This window comes from Bradyrhizobium sp. PUT101 (genome assembly GCF_052043945.1).
In the GTDB taxonomy this organism is placed as follows: Bacteria; Pseudomonadota; Alphaproteobacteria; order Rhizobiales; family Xanthobacteraceae; genus Bradyrhizobium.
On sequence record NZ_CP197207.1, the window covers coordinates 5831859 to 5847067 of the forward strand.

At 63.0% G+C, this 15209-nt stretch carries 14 protein-coding genes and 1 pseudogene; 9 read left to right on the forward strand and 6 right to left on the reverse strand.

Annotated features, from left to right (window positions below; all coding sequences use genetic code 11):
- Positions 1-144 precede the first annotated feature (144 nt).
- Together ACSHT2_RS27980 and ACSHT2_RS27985 are read right to left on the reverse strand one after the other, a co-directional pair.
- Positions 145-816, reverse strand: a complete 672-nt coding sequence (locus ACSHT2_RS27980) for a DsbA family protein (RefSeq protein ID WP_440637886.1) — start codon at positions 814-816, stop codon at positions 145-147.
- 127 nt (positions 817-943) lie between these two features.
- Positions 944-1435 (reverse strand): DUF721 domain-containing protein, encoded by a 492-nt coding sequence (locus ACSHT2_RS27985; RefSeq protein ID WP_440637887.1) that lies wholly within the window; start codon positions 1433-1435, stop codon positions 944-946.
- Positions 1436-1595: 160 nt separating this feature from the next.
- On the opposite strand from ACSHT2_RS27985, the gene mutY reads away from it, so the two are divergent.
- From mutY to ACSHT2_RS28010, 5 genes are all read left to right on the forward strand, one after another.
- A complete protein-coding gene (gene mutY, locus ACSHT2_RS27990; RefSeq protein WP_440637889.1) occupies positions 1596-2717 on the forward strand; it encodes an A/G-specific adenine glycosylase in 1122 nt (373 codons plus the stop codon).
- Positions 2718-2859: 142 nt separating this feature from the next.
- Positions 2860-3282 carry a PaaI family thioesterase gene (locus tag ACSHT2_RS27995; RefSeq protein WP_440637891.1) on the forward strand — a complete coding sequence of 141 codons (423 nt, stop codon included), beginning with the start codon at positions 2860-2862 and terminating at the stop codon, positions 3280-3282.
- A 319-nt stretch (positions 3283-3601) separates the two neighbouring features.
- Positions 3602-4150: a hypothetical protein gene (locus ACSHT2_RS28000; RefSeq protein WP_440637892.1), complete on the forward strand. Its 549-nt coding sequence runs from the start codon at positions 3602-3604 to the stop codon at positions 4148-4150.
- A gap of 688 nt (positions 4151-4838) precedes the next feature.
- A complete protein-coding gene (locus ACSHT2_RS28005; protein WP_440637894.1) occupies positions 4839-6677 on the forward strand; it encodes a hypothetical protein in 1839 nt (612 codons plus the stop codon).
- Between the two features lie 9 nt (positions 6678-6686).
- The gene (locus ACSHT2_RS28010; protein ID WP_440637896.1) at positions 6687-7583 is read left to right on the forward strand and encodes a hypothetical protein; all 897 of its coding nucleotides are present in this window, start codon (positions 6687-6689) and stop codon (positions 7581-7583) included.
- 207 nt (positions 7584-7790) lie between these two features.
- On the opposite strand, the gene ACSHT2_RS28015 is transcribed toward ACSHT2_RS28010, so the two are convergent.
- On the reverse strand, positions 7791-9068 hold the full coding sequence (locus ACSHT2_RS28015) for a flavin-dependent oxidoreductase (protein ID WP_440637898.1): 1278 nt from the start codon (positions 9066-9068) through the stop codon (positions 7791-7793).
- Between the two features lie 128 nt (positions 9069-9196).
- On the opposite strand from ACSHT2_RS28015, the gene ACSHT2_RS28020 reads away from it, so the two are divergent.
- Positions 9197-9817 (forward strand): glutathione S-transferase family protein, encoded by a 621-nt coding sequence (locus ACSHT2_RS28020; protein ID WP_440637900.1) that lies wholly within the window; start codon positions 9197-9199, stop codon positions 9815-9817.
- A gap of 79 nt (positions 9818-9896) precedes the next feature.
- Here the strand turns inward: ACSHT2_RS28020 and ACSHT2_RS28025 are convergent, their stop codons facing one another.
- Positions 9897-10814, reverse strand: a complete 918-nt coding sequence (locus ACSHT2_RS28025) for a LysR family transcriptional regulator (RefSeq protein ID WP_440637901.1) — start codon at positions 10812-10814, stop codon at positions 9897-9899.
- A gap of 91 nt (positions 10815-10905) precedes the next feature.
- On the opposite strand from ACSHT2_RS28025, the gene ACSHT2_RS28030 reads away from it, so the two are divergent.
- The 3 genes and pseudogenes from ACSHT2_RS28030 (at position 10906) to ACSHT2_RS28040 (ending at position 13929) form a co-directional block, all read left to right on the forward strand.
- Positions 10906-11349 (forward strand): nuclear transport factor 2 family protein, encoded by a 444-nt coding sequence (locus ACSHT2_RS28030; protein ID WP_440637903.1) that lies wholly within the window; start codon positions 10906-10908, stop codon positions 11347-11349.
- Positions 11350-11353: 4 nt separating this feature from the next.
- Positions 11354-11650: pseudogene (locus ACSHT2_RS28035) on the forward strand (HWE histidine kinase domain-containing protein); the annotation flags it as partial.
- Between the two features lie 269 nt (positions 11651-11919).
- Positions 11920-13929: a HAMP domain-containing methyl-accepting chemotaxis protein gene (locus tag ACSHT2_RS28040; RefSeq protein WP_440637905.1), complete on the forward strand. Its 2010-nt coding sequence runs from the start codon at positions 11920-11922 to the stop codon at positions 13927-13929.
- A gap of 118 nt (positions 13930-14047) precedes the next feature.
- Here the strand turns inward: ACSHT2_RS28040 and ACSHT2_RS28045 are convergent, their stop codons facing one another.
- Positions 14048-14728, reverse strand: coding sequence for a glutathione S-transferase family protein (locus ACSHT2_RS28045; protein ID WP_440637907.1), 681 nt, complete (start codon positions 14726-14728; stop codon positions 14048-14050).
- A 126-nt stretch (positions 14729-14854) separates the two neighbouring features.
- On the reverse strand, positions 14855-15181 hold the full coding sequence (locus tag ACSHT2_RS28050; protein WP_440637908.1) for a hypothetical protein: 327 nt from the start codon (positions 15179-15181) through the stop codon (positions 14855-14857).
- Positions 15182-15209 lie beyond the last annotated feature (28 nt).

A 15209-nucleotide genomic window follows, 5' to 3' on the forward strand; every position in this document is an offset into this window, starting at 1 on the left:
GGTGAGTCGCGCGAAGCGGCTCATGCGGCTGGACAATGGCCGCGGTGCGCCGCGAGGGCAACCAGCGAAAGCCGCTTTTCCCAAGGGATTTATGCCGGGAAAGATACGGCTTTCGAGATGCGAATCAGGCGTCGAGCGAGAACATCAGCTCTTCAGCAGCGGATTGATCTTCTTGGCGAATTCCTCGAACGAGGCCTCGCCCTTGATCCTCTCGCCGTTGATGAAGAAAGTCGGCGTCGAATCGACCTTCAGCACGTCGCTGGCATATTTCTGGTCGGCGGCGATCTTGTCGAGCAGCGCCTGGTCCTTCAGGCAGGCCTCGACCTGCTGCTGGGTGAGGCCGGCCTGCTTGCCGATCCGCGTCAGGGTCTCGGTGGTGTTCTTCAGCACCCAATCGTTCTGCTGGCGGAACAGCATGTCGGTGACCGCGAAATATTTCGGCGCGTCGCCATTGGCGATGCAGCGCGACAGCATCGATCCGGCGGCGGCTTTGATGTCGAGCGGGAACTCGCGGAAGATGTAACGCACCTTGCCGGTGTCGATGTATTCCTTCTTGATCTTCGGGAACACCTGCTCGTTGAAGGCGGCGCAGTGCGGGCAGGTCAACGAGGCGTATTCGGTGATGGTGACGGCGGCATCGTTCGGCCCGAGCGCCATGTCGGGCAGGGACACCGGCTTGGCGACGTCGGCGGCGGACTGCGCCATGGCTTCAGGGATCATGGCCTCGGAGATCAACCGCAGCGGCGAGAGCCCGGTGAACGCGGCAAGCCCGGTCAGCGACAGCATCGTGGTGAAGGCGCGGCGGGTGATGATCAAGGTCGGCTCCCGGGATTGGCAAGGTTCGTCCGAGGTTCCCGCCCGGACGGCCTGTCGCTAGCTTGAAACGTCGATTGAGGCAATGGCGAGCCGCCGGGACGGGTCCAGTTTGGCGGCGGAATGAGGCTCAATTTCGCTTGATGGCGGCCCCGAGCCGGGCCAGCGCCGACTTGAGCTCGTCATCTTCAATGCCGCCCAGGCTCTCCGCCACCTTGGCGACGCTCTTGGCGTCCGGCGGGCCGGGCCGCACCCGGCGCCGGGCGCGCGACAGAGGGGCCTGGCGGAAGGCGAGCTTGCCGACCGCGTTCCAGCCGAAGAAGCGGTTGACCCGCTCCAGGATGACATCGGCGGAGTGCTGGATCTCCAGCGCCATCGGTCCCTCGACCCTCAGCACCAGGGTCGCCGGCTCCTGCGGCTGGCCCTCCACCGGGCGCGGCCATTGCATCTTGAGCGGCTCGGCATGGGCCGCGATCTCCGGCCCCGCGATCAGCGCCCACCGCGTCACCAGCTCGCGCGCGGCAAAACCCTGCTTGGCATAGGCCTCGGCAAAGACGTCGTCGACGAGGATGCCGAGCGGCTTGGCGCTGATGGGACCGGGCTTGGGGGGGAATTTGGACATGGCGACCTTATAGCACCGTGCGCGGCATCTCAGGAACTGCTGACGTCATGGCCTGGCTTGTCCCGGCCATCCACGTCTTGCCGCGAAGAAAGACGTGGATGCCTGCGACAAGCGCGGGCATGCCGTGGAGAGATCCGCCCGACGTCGTTACAGTGCGAGTATGCCCCTCAAATCGGCCCGCAGGGCAAAATCGGAACCAGTGCAACCGGAACGTTTGGCTCGACCGCTGGCGCTCCTCCAATGGTACGACCGCCACCGCCGCCGTCTGCCCTGGCGCGCGGCCCCGGGTGAGACATCGGACCCCTACCGGGTCTGGCTGTCGGAGATCATGCTCCAGCAGACCACCGTGAAGGCGGTCGGCCCCTATTTCGAGAAATTCGTCGCGCGCTGGCCGGATGTCACGGCGCTGGGGCGGGCGTCGCTGGACGACGTGCTGCGGATGTGGGCGGGGCTCGGCTATTACTCGCGCGCACGAAACCTCCATGCTTGCGCGGTCGCGGTGACGCGCGAGCATGGTGGCGTCTTTCCCGATACGGAGGAGGGCTTGCGCGCGCTGCCGGGGATCGGGCCCTACACGGCGGCGGCGATCGCCGCGATCGCCTTCGACCGCCGCACCATGCCGGTCGATGGCAATATCGAGCGGGTGGTGTCGCGCCTGTTCGCGGTCGAGGAGGAGCTGCCGCAAGCCAAACCCCGGATGCAGCAATTGGCGGCGACGCTGCTCGCGGACACGCGTGCCGGCGACGAGACGTCTCGCGCCGGCGACAGTGCGCAGGCGCTGATGGATCTGGGCGCCTCGATCTGCACGCCGAAGAAGCCGGCCTGCTCGCTGTGCCCGCTGAACGAGGATTGCATGGCGCGCGCGCTCGGCACCCAGGAAACGTTCCCGCGCAAGGCGCCGAAGAAGAGCGGGACGTTGCGGCGGGGGGCGGCTTTCGTGGTCACGCGCGGCGACGAGTTGCTCGTCCGCTCAAGGCCCGACAAGGGGCTGCTCGGCGGCATGACGGAAGTGCCGGGCTCGGACTGGCTCGCCGGCCAGGACGATACGGCGGCGAAGCAGCAGGCGCCGGAGCTGAAGGGGCTGACGCGCTGGCAGCGCAAGGTAGGCGTCGTCACCCACGTCTTCACGCATTTTCCGCTGGAGCTGGTGGTCTACACGGCGAAGGTGCAAGCCCGCACCCGCGCGCCCGAGGGCATGCGCTGGGTGCCGATCGCAACCCTGGCCGGCGAAGCGCTGCCCAACGTCATGCGCAAGGTCATCGCGCATGGATTGGGTCTCTAGAGCGGATCCGGAAAAGTGTGCAGCGGCTTTCCGAAATGATCATGCTCAAACAATAACCTAATCGCATCGCGCTTTAGGGTCGATCCTGCTGACACCAGGCTGTCAGCAGCCTTGCGTTAAGAGCGGGCACAGGAGATCTCTCATGGTCAAGACTGCGCTCGACAATTTCCGAAGGCCACCCTGTGCCGAGTTGCTGGGATGGCATCTGCTCGATGCCCGCCCGCAGGAGGGCTGGATCAAGCTCGGTTTCGAAGGCAAGCCGGAGTTCTGCAACCCCGCGGGTTTCATCCAGGGCGGCATGCTCTCGGCCATGCTCGACGACACGATGGGCCCGGCAGTGCTCGTGATGAGCGAGGGCCGGCTCTACACCACCACCATCAGCATGACCGTGAACTTTCTGGCCCCGGCCAGACCTGGTCCGATCATCGGTGAAGCGAAGGTGACGCAGCTCGGCAAGACGATTGCGTTTGTCGAGGCGAAGCTGATGGCGGAGGACGGCACCGTGCTGGCGACGGCCAGCGCGAGCGAGCGGCTGCTGGAGGCGGCGAGGGTCGTGGGCAAATAGTTTAGTGTTGCGCACTGCTCTTCCTTCTCCCCTTGTGGGAGAAGGTGGCGCGAAGCGCCGGATGAGGGGTACCTCTCGACGGATTCTATTGCCGATTGGGCTCGCGGAGACAAACCCTCACCCAAGCGAGTCTGCATCTACTGGCGTCGCGGCGCTCCGTCGAAAATCCGTGACGAGATAATCCTTGAAGCCCAGCGCTTGGAGGAACGGACGAGAGATTCCCAGCAGAGGCCACCACTGCGCCGCCGATGGGTGGAAACAGCGAGCGTTTCGGCTGGGGCTACCCACGGCAATCATTTCCGCTGTCACGAGCTTAGCGGTGTTCGTCCAAGCCGAAGGATATTTGGTGGGTTGGTTGTCTTGCCATCAGCTTTTCTATCCTCGTGATGATTCTCACTACCCTCAGCACGTTCTCAATCCCAACGAGCAGGAAAGCCCTCATATTGCAGCCGCTCACGCCTATGACCGTCCCAATAACAACGCACGGATGTTCGGGACGATCGAGTGTTGGAGCGCGAATGCTATCGAGGAGGCTTCGACCTCGAAGCTGTTTGATCTGGTCGATCGCAAGAACAAGCTCAATCAGGACTGTCGGCAGATTCCGCCATGGGCTTGGAAAAAGGCTCAGGAACGGATTGCCAAGGACGCGACAACCTACGTCGATAAAGCTAAATCTTCAGCGCCTCCCGCCGCGATACCGCCAGTCGGACCGCGGCCGGCGGCTTTCCTGCAGGCTTGGCGGCAGGAGATCTTCAAGCTCAGCCAAGAGACCGATTTTTCACAACGTGTGAACTGCTTCACCGATCGCAACACGCGACTGCGGTATCTAAGAGAAGCGGCACCCGCAGGACGGAACTTCCGGCTATAGGGAGGGAACCATGGCTATCGAGTTACGGGCTCTTCCGCGATTTACGTTCCCCTCGAAATCAGGCGGTCCACAAAACCAAACCCTAACCGTCGGATTCTCTACACTCCCGCGGAGTGCAGTGGCCGCGATAAATGGTTTCAGTATTGGGTACACGAACAGCGACCACCATTTGCTTCGAGAAGAGATCGATGTTGGGACGCAAATACAGAATGGTACCCAAGGCCCCGAGGTGAGGATAGGAGTCAATTTCTCGCTGCGCGATAGTTCCGGGACTTTCGATGACGCGTACAGTGGTTTTGTTGATGTGGTGCTTATTGTGGATCGCCCCTAGTCTAGCACGGTCTGCAATTCGGCGCGGGCACAATATGCTCGCTCCAACACACCGGAGATATCGTGGAGGAAATGCCAAAACTTAGCTCTACGGACTTTGAAGAGACGAAGAACAATTTTGTGCAATCCCTTCAGTTGGCGCGTTGCTTTGCCACACCATGTCGGAGGCAGCCGGCTAGACGACGCACGAGGAACTTGCTCAATTTCGAGCACTTCCCCCAGAAACATTCTAGCGATCGCCCGATGCGGAGCGCCAAGACTCTTGGCAGTATCAGCCCATAGCTCAACCTAAGGCTTTAGTTCGTTTCGCGAATTCACGTCAGGAAATCGGCCGCTCACTCCTTGGAGGTCGCGATTCATGCTGGACTATCGGACTCATATCGTCGGCTTGGATCGATTTCGTGAGGGACTCGCAAACGCCCCACTACCGCCTGATCTTGGCGCGGAGCGCGATCAAATCCTAATTGATGTGGCGCTGGCGCCAGAGCATGCACAACTTGGCTCTCTGCTCGACCAAATGATTGCGCACGCCGTCTCCGACGGAAGCGAAATCGCATTGCTCGAACGCGCCGCAGCCCTCTGGAGGCAGGGCGTGCAGCTTTACGACACGCTCGGCACGATTCGCACAAAGCTCGAGACGGCACTTGGAGATCCTACAGCACCGGGCGCGGCTGATACGTTCAATGCCGCGGCTATGGAGTCACAGGGATTCGCTGCTCGCCTCTGCGACATTGAGGGTACTATGAACGCCCTGCGAAACGATATTGACCCCATGAAGCATCTGCCGCCACATCCTCGGCAATTAGATATCAAGGCAGATGATTGGGACTGGGGCAATCGCTTCTTGGGCCGGCGGACCGAGGCGTTTGTGCGGCAAGCGTTTCGACGTTCGAATGATACAGCAACTCGCGCCTTCGCTTTCGGCGTCCTGGCCTCTTACGGCACCAATGCCGCCGGGTCGGGCTACCTCGGTCATGTGACTGGCGGCCCACGCCGATCACACCGATATCGCGACCGCCTCGCGCGTAACACGTTCGGCAGCTACGTGGCGGTGCAGAACCCGTCGATTGCTTCTCTGGCGAAGCTGTCGAAGGCGTTGCAATTCGGATCTCCGGCGGCGCCTTCGCTACCGCCCGACATCGCGCAACTCTTGGTGTCGACGCTCACTGACACTTTTGACCTGTCGCGGACCCCTCCAATCCCAGATCTCGATGTCGGTTATCGCCGCCTATTGCGCCATCTCGAGCTTCTGGATTGCTTCGCGATGCCGCTACCGCCAGCGATGCCCACTGCCGGGTTCACTCAGAAGCTTTTTGGTAATCCGTCGAAACCGCCCCCCTCCATACGGCCGCAGGATGTCGGAATGACTCAGCAGGACGGCAGCAGCGGTATCGGGCTTGGCACGTCCCCGGGCACCAACACGCCCGGATCCGCTCAACCTGGTCAAGATGACAGCAAGAAGAGTAGCGGAAGCGTTTGTGCCGCAATCGTGGCGCTCATCATCCTGTTCGCTATCCTGGTTATCGTATCCTTCATCAGTTGCGTCGTGGAATGGGCCAAAGGAAACAAGTGCAACTTCTTCGAGACGCTCGGCGACCGAATTAAGGATCTTTTCGAACAGGACCCACCCGATCCACGGGATCCGCCTGCGACGGAAAATCCAGACATGACTGCGGCCGGGCTCGCCGCCTTCGCAAGCACCGAGCAATCGACATTGCTCGTCGGCTACTTCTTCGATCTTCAAAGCCAAGTCTGGGAGGCGCTCGATAGCGCCTACAACTATCTGGCAATCACTGGCTTGATTTATCCTGACCGCCTTCTACACCAGCCGCGCTTTGCGCAATTTCTTAAGCTTCCGCCGCTCGACAAGTCCTGGCCACGACGGGCCGAGCCAAGCCCGGACGAGACTTACCATATTCGGCCGAACTCTCCGGTCGAGGATCCACCAAAGGACCCCTCTCCATACCCACCAACGCTGCCACCCTTTGTCGTGACGGACGGCCTGCCCGGCCTCTCATTGCCCACTTCAACCAGTGTTGCGATGGGAGTCTGGGAACAAATCGTCCAAGGGGTCGAGGATTCGAGCAACCTCGACCTCGATGCCGACCGAGGGTTTGCCCATGCCTGTTGGGCGACAAGGGGATCAATTAACGACAACCCTGTCGATGTCGAGAATCTCGCGTACGACGAACAATAGGGGGCAGCCGTGTCGAATGCAGATCGCGAGCGCGACGAAGGCAAGCCCATCGATCACCGGCCTTTCCTGTTCATACCCTATTGGAAAAAGCCGCTGTCGCCGAGCCTATCCGCTGACGACGGCACCAAAAGGCCATTGCCAGGTTCGATCATCTCCTGGTTGTGCGACGGCCTTCACGCCGGGCCCTATTTTCCCGGCCAAACTCTCGATGTGACCGTCGATATCGGTAATGCGGGAGGCGGCAACAGCACGAGTCTTGCGACTGTGATTGTCTACTGGGCGGATCCCACCGTGGGCTTCGCCAAGCCTACCTTCTTCGGTGCAACCATGGTGGCCGTGCCGCCTCGCGGCGGCTTCGCAATTACCTCGACAATCTCGGCTGAGATCCCAAGTTGGGCACCAGATCACATCTGCTTGCTCGCTGTGGTCACCCATCCCCTTGATGTCGCGGGGCCTGTCGCCAGTCCGCTCGGGGACCGCCATTGGGCACAACGCAACTTGTCTGCGGTGACCGCCTCAATCAGCCAGCCGTTACAATTCGTGTTCACGGCGGCCAATCCCCTCCGTGAGGAAGCGGAATTTATGCTTTCGGCGCAGCCGCTAGACGAGCGCCGCCTAGCAGTCCTTGGGTTACGCTTAAAGGCGACGCCCGCAATTACCGAAATGCTACTCAAGCTTCAGGATCACGGGACCCGCTTATTGCGGGAGGATCGCAGAACAACGGCGATAAGATTAAAGCTCGCTGCAGATGAACGGCGCCTGTTCCGATTAACCGTCGAACTGGGGCAGCATCTTGAGCCTCACGAATTCACTGCTATTGACGTTGTGATCCGGCGCGAGCGCCAAGAGGAGCAAGCTGGCGCGGTCGGCAGCCTGGGTCTCGTTATCAGAGGAGAGCGCAGGTGAAAGGTAATTTAGCTAGTGTCTCTCGCCGACGGTACGCATTCAGGAGTTCGATAAGCTCGAGTTCGCTCACGAAGCACAGAGTGCTAGCACACGGTAAGCGTTGGCGCGTGCCCCAAAAACGCTTTCTGGATTCGGGTGGTGCATATGCTGCCCTCTCCCGCAAGGGGAGAGGGCGCATTCATGCGCATCTCGCCTTGAGCGAGCGCCTCACGCACTCGGGCGCGCGTCCTTGCTCACGATCGGCGGCTTCGCATTCAGCGCGTCGACCTGGAAGCCCGCCACGCGCTTGTAGTTCGCGGCGATGCCTTCCAGCTCCTGCTGGGACAAGACGTCGGTGACGACCTTGAAGCCGTCGGGCGCGCGCTCCTCGACGAGCTGCATCACCTGCTCGGGGCCGTTCTTGCGGTTGAGCAGGACGAGGTCGGTGGTCGCGGGCCTTCGCTCGGCTTCATAGGCGAGCAGGGCGGCGCTCGTCGGGCCATGCGCGAGGATCTCGCGGGTGATGACGCGGGCATCGAGGATCGCCTGCGAGGCGCCGTTCGAGCCGATCGGGTACATCGGATGCGCGGCATCGCCCATCAGCGTGACGCGGCCGAAGGTCCACTGCGACACCGGATCACGGTCGACCAGCGGGTATTCATAGGCGTGCGGGCAGTTCTTGATCAGCCCGGGCACGTCGAGCCAGTCGAACTTCCAGCTTTCGAACCAGGGCAAGAACTCTTCCAGCCGCGCGGTGCGGTTATAGTCCTCGCGCCGCCACTGATAGGTCGGGGGCATGTGCCGCTCGGCGACCCAGTTGATCTGATAATTGCCCGCCGCATCCGGCGCCTTGCTGATCGGATAGCAGACGAATTTCAGGATCTCGTGCCCCGCCATGATCATGGTGCGGCCACTGAGGAAAGCCTTTGCGGGCGTCACGCCGCGCCAGAGGATGCGGCCGTTCCAGATCGGCGGGCCCTCGCCCGGATAGAGCTTTTCGCGCACGGCGGAATGGATGCCGTCGGCGGCGATCAGGATCGCGCCGTCGTAAGTCCCCGCGGCTTTGCCGGTCGCCTTGTCGATGAAATCGGCGCGCACGCCATCCGCAGTCTCGGTCCAGCCGGTCAGATGGTGGCTGGTGAGGATGTTCTCGCGGCCGAGCCGCTCGATCGCGGCGTCGAGCAGGAGCTGCTGCAGCGTGCCGCGATGGATCGAGAATTGCGGCCATTTGTACCCCGCCTCCAGCCCGCGGGGCTCGCTCCAGATCGGCTTGCCGTGCTTGGAGAAATAGGCGAGCTCGCGGGTCCGCACGCCGCTGGCGTCCAGCTTCTCCATCAAGCCGAGCTCGATCAGCTCGCGCACCGCATGCGGCAGCACGTTGATGCCGACGCCGAGCGGCTTCAGTTCCGCGACGCTCTCGAACACTTTTACGGGAACGCCGATTCCGTGCAGGCTGAGCGCAAGTGTCAACCCGCCGATGCCGCCACCGGCGATAAGTACCGTCATGAGAAGACCCCTCCGATTGCAGGCGTCTTGGCACAGCCGCATGGCGGTGGGCAACTGCGAAGAGGATGTTGTGCTATGGACGTCGGGCCCGACAGTCGTTAATTTTCGGCTTTCCCATGAGGTCCGACATGCTCAAGCTCTACTACGCCACCGGCACCTGCGCGCTCGCCACCTACATCACCCTGGAAGAGGCCGGAGCCGACTACTCGGCCGAACGGCTGAGCTTCAAGGACAACCAGCAGAACAGCCCGGACTATCTCGCGATCAACCCGAAGGGGCGGGTGCCGGCGCTGGTCACCGACCGCGGCGTCCTGACCGAGACGCCGGCCATGCTGGCCTACATCGCGCAGACCTTCCCCAAGGCGAAGCTCGCGCCGCTCGACGATCCCTTCGACTTCGCCGAGGTGCAGTCGTTCAACTCCTATCTCTGCTCGACCGTGCACATCAACCACGCCCACAAGATGCGCGGCGCGCGCTGGGCGACGGAGGAGAGCTCGTTCGCCGACATGAAGGCGATGGTCCCGAAGACCATGGCCGCCTGCTTCAAGCTGATCGAGCAGAAGATGTTTCGGGGACCCTGGGTGATGGGCGATCAGTACACGATCTGCGATCCCTATCTCTACACGCTCTCGACCTGGCTGGAAGGCGACAGCGTCGACATCAATGCCACGCCGAAGATCGCCGATCACTTCAAGCGCATGTCCGACCGCCCCGCGGTGAGCAAGGTGATGGCGGCGCAGAAGGCGTGAGGTTCGGCGTCATATTCCGCCGTCGTCCCGGACCAGCGAACGCTGATCCGGGACGACACCATCTTTGGTGAGGGGCATCCTAACCAGCACGCCGCTTCTCCAGCCCCCGCCCTGTTTCCAGCATCAGCCGCCGCAGCCAGATCGAGCCTGGGTCCATCTGCGCCCGCGTCGGATGGAACATGAACTGCTCGTCGATCCCGGGATCGAGCGGCGGCGTCACCGTGACGAGGCCGAGCTGCTTCGACAGCGCCGCAATCAGCCGGCGCGGCACGAAGGCGACGAGGTCGGTGCGGGCGGCGACGTGCAGCGCTTCGAGATAGCCTGACACCACCAGCGCAATGTGCCGCTCGATGCCCTTGGCTCGCAGCCAGGTGTCGATCAGGTCCTCGCTGTTCCCGCGGATGATCACGCCGACATGGCGCGCGGCGAGGAACGTCTCGCGCCGCTTCAGCTTCGCCCCCATGGGATGGCCGCGCCGCACCGCCAGCGCGTCGCTGTCGGTGTAGAGCAACTGGCGGTGAAAGCCCTTGAAGGCGTTGCCGATCGAGATCACGAGATCGATCGTGCGGGCGAACTCGGCGTGGAAGATCGCAGGTCCCCGCCACGGCACGACGTCGATGCGGACATTGGGCGCGGCCTGCGTGACCTTCTCCATCAACGGCGGCATCAACAGCTCGACCGCGAGATCGGGCATCATCAGGCGGAATTGCCGCTCGCTGCGCGCGGCATCGAATTCGTCCGGCACGAACAGCCCGCGCACCTGGTCGAGCGCCTGCGCCAGCGGGGCGCGCAGCGCCTGAGCCCGTGGCGTCAACTCCATCCGCGCACCGGTGCGCACCAAGAGCGGATCGCCGAAGATGTCGCGCAGGCGCTGGAGCGCATGGCTCGTCGCCGGCTGCGAGAGTCCGATCCTGAGTGCGGCGCGGCTGACATTGGCTTCGCGCAGCAAGGCGTCGAGCGCGGTCAGCAGGTTGAGGTCGAGCGCAGTCAAATTCATGAGATGAATAGATATCATATCAGCTATCGATTTGAAGAATTTAGATACTGAGTCGATGATCCTCCTGTTCTCACCACACGGAGATGTCGCCATGAGCACGACAGCCAACAAGAAACTGATGCAGGATATCTTTGCCGCCGCGGCTAATCCCGATCCGGCCGCGCGGGACCGAGCCTTGTTTACCGCCAGCCTTGCCGAGGATGCCAAATGGGTCGTGACCGGACAATATTCCTGGTCCCGCACCTTTTCGGGCAAGGAGGCGATCCTCAATGACCTGCACGGCTATGTCCGCACGCGCCTGCGCGATCGCACGCGCACAATCGCCCACCGCTTCATTGCCGAGGGCGACATCGTCGTGGTGGAAGCCAAGGGCAACAACGTCACGCCAGACGGGGTCCGTTACGACAACGACTACTGTCTCGTGTTCCGCCTCGAGGACGGCAAGATCAAGGAGATCCGGGAATATTGCGACTCGGTCCTGACCGAGAAGGCGCTCGGTCCGTTTCCACAAACGGCCGCGAGGGCCGCGGGCTAACGGCTTGGATCTCGGCGCCCGCCACGTCGACACCGCCGCCACCGTCGATCAGGCGCTGCGCTCGATCGAGCGCACCCGGCCGAGCTTTGCCCTGCTCGATCTCAACCTCGGCGGCGAGAGCAGCATCAAGGTGGCGCAGAAGCTGAAGGAGATCGGGGTGCCCTTCATCTTCGCGACCGGCTATGGCGAGCGCGCGCCGCTCCCGGAGCAACTGGCGTCAGCGCCGGTGGTCCAGAAGCCCTACACGCTGGAAGTGGTCGAGAACGCGCTCGGCAAATTGCAGCAGGCGGGCGCCCGATGAGCATCCGTTGCGAACTGCTCGCGGAGCTCTGCATGCCCCCGGCGGATTCGCATGCGGCTTTGGCATAGCTGCCGATAAAATCAGCAGATTTGGTGCGGGCCGAACCCGGGCGCGCGAACAATTTGAAGGTTCAATTAAGGAGTGTCCCCCATGGTGTCGCGGTGCAGCGTAGGTCGCCAGGGCGCGACGTGCGGCTGCCGGAGTGGCCGTAACGATCGCCGGAGTTGTTCGGCCCCTCGAATCCACTTGCATCTGGATGGACAATGGGAATGCCGAAATTTCGTTTGCGGATCAGGGGTCGCCTGTATGCGGGCTTCATGGCCCTTGTGGCAGTCGGTCTCGTGATGGCGGTGGTTGCCGTCTGGAATTTGCGGGACGTACAGGATCAGGTCGCGAGACAATCCGCGCTCTCGGACAGCACGGCGCGGGTGCTGGAGATTTCCACCCATCTTCAGGCGATCCAGCGCGCCAATCTTCGCTACGTCTACGATGCGAACGAGTCTGCGATGAAGGAGGCCCAGGAGCGGGAAACTGCGGCGATCGAGCTGTTGCAGGTCGGGGCGAAGGGCACGCTCTCGGAGGAGCGGAGAACGCTCTACAACGGCCTCATCGACGACATCGCCAAGATGCGACGTCTGCGTGACAATCTCGGGGACGCCGTCAACGAGGCGAGAACGGGCAAGGCGACGCTGCTGCCGAGCGGCGACGAGCTGACCGTCGAGATGGGCAAACTGACCGACGTGGCGCGCGCGGCCGTCGACGAAGACACCGCGGCTCTGGTCGCGGATCTCGAATCCAGGCTGCTGCAGGTTCAAATCGCAAACTGGCGTTTCCTGGCGCTGCGCGACACCAAGGGACCCGCCAACTTCAGGGCCAATGTGGACCGCGCGATGCAGCGGCTCGTAGCTCTCGAGAGGAGCCCGCAAGCGACGGAACTGCGAACCACGCTTTCGCCGGTGAAGACCTCGCTCGGAATCTACAAATCGGCGTTCGAGACGACGTCCGCCGCCATGCTTCAGGCCGACGAGATCTACCACAAGAATCTCGCGCCCCTCATCGTCGGCAGCATCGGCAAGCTCAAGACCCTGGAAACGGCCCTGAAGCAGGACTACCAGCAATCGCGCACCACCGCCGAAGCCGTGATCGCGGGAACGACGACCGTTCAGGAGATCGCCGGCGGCCTCGCCATTTTGTTCGGCGGCATCGTCGCCTTCCTGATCGCCCGCAGCATCGTCGGTCCCCTGACCTCGATGACAGGTGCGATGGGGCGGCTTGCCGGCGGCAATCTCGAGGTCGAGATTCCCGGCCGCGGCAGGGCCGACGAGATCGGCGACATGGCCAAGGCGATCCAGGTGTTCAAGGACAACATGATCGAGACCGAGCGCATGCGTGCCGAGCAGGCCGAGATCGAGGCGCGGCAGGCCGAGAGCCGCAAGAAAGACATGGCCAGGCTTGCCGATCAGTTCGAGCAGGCGGTCGGTGAGATCGTCGACACGGTGTCGTCGGCGTCGAGCGAGCTCGAAGCCTCCGCAGGCACCTTGACCACGACCGCGGCGCGGGCCCAGGACCTTTCGACGGAGGTCGCCAGCGCGTCGCAGGAGGCCTCGGCCAATGTGCAGGCGGTCGCCTCGGCGACCGAGGAGCTCTCCTCCTCGGTATCCGAGATTGCCCGCCAGGTGCAGGAATCCGCCCGCATCGCCACCGAGGCCGTCGGTCAGGCGAGCAGGACCAACGAGCGCGTCGGCGCGCTCTCCAAGGCCGCCGCGCGGATCGGTGACGTGGTCGAACTGATCAGCACCATCGCCGGCCAGACCAATCTCCTCGCGCTCAACGCCACCATCGAGGCGGCGCGTGCGGGCGAAGCCGGCCGCGGCTTTGCGGTGGTCGCCTCCGAGGTCAAGGCGCTCGCCGAGCAGACCGCTAAGGCCACCGGCGAGATCGCCCAGCAGGTCTCCGGCATACAGGCCGCGACGGAGGAGTCGGTCGGCTCGATCAGGGAGATCAGCGGCACCATCGAGCGGCTGTCGGAGATTTCGTCGACGGTCGCCGCCGCCGTGGAGCAACAGGGCGCGGCGACGCAGGAGATCTCCCGCAATGTCCAGCAGGCGGCCCATGGCACCCAGCTGGTGTCGTCCAACATCGGCGACGTGCAGCGCGGCGCCTCCGAGACCGGATCGGCCTCCTCGCAGGTGCTGTCGGCGGCGCGCTCGCTCTCGGCCGATAGCAGCCGCCTCAAGCTCGAAGTGGCCAAGTTCCTGAGCTCGGTCCACGCGGCCTAACCAAAAGCGGACGTATCCTGCTGCATCGTCATTCCGGGGCGATGCGAAGCATCGAACCCGGAATCTCGAGATTCCGGGTTCGCCGCCCTGCGGCGCCCCGGAATGACTGCTACAGCGATCAGGCCGCGTTGATCTTCAGGTGCTTGAACATGTTGCTGCGCGCTTCGTCGTCCATCTCGGCCTTGAAGGTGAATTTGTCCTTCAGGGCGATGGCGCGCCCTGCCGCGGGCCGCGCCGAGATCTCGTCGACGAGCCGCTTCACGTTCGGGTATCGTGCAAAGGCGTCGTCGCCGAGCTTGAAAGGTACCATCCGCGCCCAGCCCCACAGTGCCATGTCGACGATCGAATAGCTGTCGCCGACCATGTAGCGGCGGCCCTGGAGGTGATCGTCGAGAATCTTGTAGTGGCGATCGGTCTCGTACTGGTAGCGATTATGGGCGTAGTCGTGGTTCTGGTCCTTCGGCGCAAAATGCTTGAAGTGGACGGCCTGCCCCGAATAGGGCCCGACGCCGGTCGCCACGAACATCAGCCAGGACAGCAATTCGGCGCGGTTCGAGGGCAGGAATTTGCCGGTCTTCTCGGCGAGATAGAGCAGGATGGCGTTCGAGTCGAACACGATCGTGCCGTTGTCGTCGATGGCGGGAACCTTGCCGTTCGGATTGATCTTCAGAAATTCAGGCGCGAATTGCTCGCCCTTGCGGGTGTCGATCTTGACCGGCTCGAAGGCCAGCCCGGACTCCTCCAGAAACAGCGCAACCTTGGTCGGATTTGGCGATCCGTTGAAAAAGAATCTGAGCATCGAGCATCTCCCCGGTGTCTGTTGCGCGCGCGGACGCGGCGTGGTTGGGCGGACCTTGTCTTGCCTGAACCCGTTATGGGAGAGCAACCGGCGAGTTTGCCGGGCGGTGTCTGCGCGGTACGCAGATCAAGCGGCGTAACAGAGGCCGATTGCCGCCGTAATGACCATGGCCGCGCCCACGGCCTCCAGCCGCAGCCCGAGCCGTGCGGCCAGATGCATGTCGGAAGCCCGCGCCGCGCGTTCCGGTCCGCGCGCGTAGCCGTGGACGATGACGTCGTGGTTGAAATTGTCGTGCGCCTCGTTGCTGCTGGCGAGCCCGACGCAGATCACGAGCATGCCGAACAGCGCAAGGCCGAAGAATCCCAGCAGCGCGATCAGGAACATCGGAAACATGCCGGCCAGGAAGATCGGCAGTAGCGGTACCAGCAGCAATGTCTCGGACTGTCGTCGCATCGGAGCCGGCCAGGTCAGGACGGTGCAA

Bases quoted from the DNA above. Each gene is read 5' to 3' on its own strand.
- ACSHT2_RS27985 (WP_440637887.1), bottom strand. From the start codon at position 1,435: ATGTCCAAATTCCCCCCCAAGCCCGGTCCCATCAGCGCCAAGCCGCTC.
- mutY (WP_440637889.1), top strand. From the start codon at position 1,596: ATGCCCCTCAAATCGGCCCGCAGGGCAAAATCGGAACCAGTGCAACCG.
- ACSHT2_RS27995 (WP_440637891.1), top strand. From the start codon at position 2,860: ATGGTCAAGACTGCGCTCGACAATTTCCGAAGGCCACCCTGTGCCGAG.
- ACSHT2_RS28005 (WP_440637894.1), top strand. From the start codon at position 4,839: ATGCTGGACTATCGGACTCATATCGTCGGCTTGGATCGATTTCGTGAG.
- ACSHT2_RS28015 (WP_440637898.1), bottom strand. From the start codon at position 9,068: ATGACGGTACTTATCGCCGGTGGCGGCATCGGCGGGTTGACACTTGCG.
- ACSHT2_RS28020 (WP_440637900.1), top strand. From the start codon at position 9,197: ATGCTCAAGCTCTACTACGCCACCGGCACCTGCGCGCTCGCCACCTAC.
- ACSHT2_RS28025 (WP_440637901.1), bottom strand. From the start codon at position 10,814: ATGAATTTGACTGCGCTCGACCTCAACCTGCTGACCGCGCTCGACGCC.
- ACSHT2_RS28030 (WP_440637903.1), top strand. From the start codon at position 10,906: ATGAGCACGACAGCCAACAAGAAACTGATGCAGGATATCTTTGCCGCC.
- ACSHT2_RS28040 (WP_440637905.1), top strand. From the start codon at position 11,920: ATGCCGAAATTTCGTTTGCGGATCAGGGGTCGCCTGTATGCGGGCTTC.
- ACSHT2_RS28045 (WP_440637907.1), bottom strand. From the start codon at position 14,728: ATGCTCAGATTCTTTTTCAACGGATCGCCAAATCCGACCAAGGTTGCG.
- ACSHT2_RS28050 (WP_440637908.1), bottom strand. From the start codon at position 15,181: ATGCGACGACAGTCCGAGACATTGCTGCTGGTACCGCTACTGCCGATC.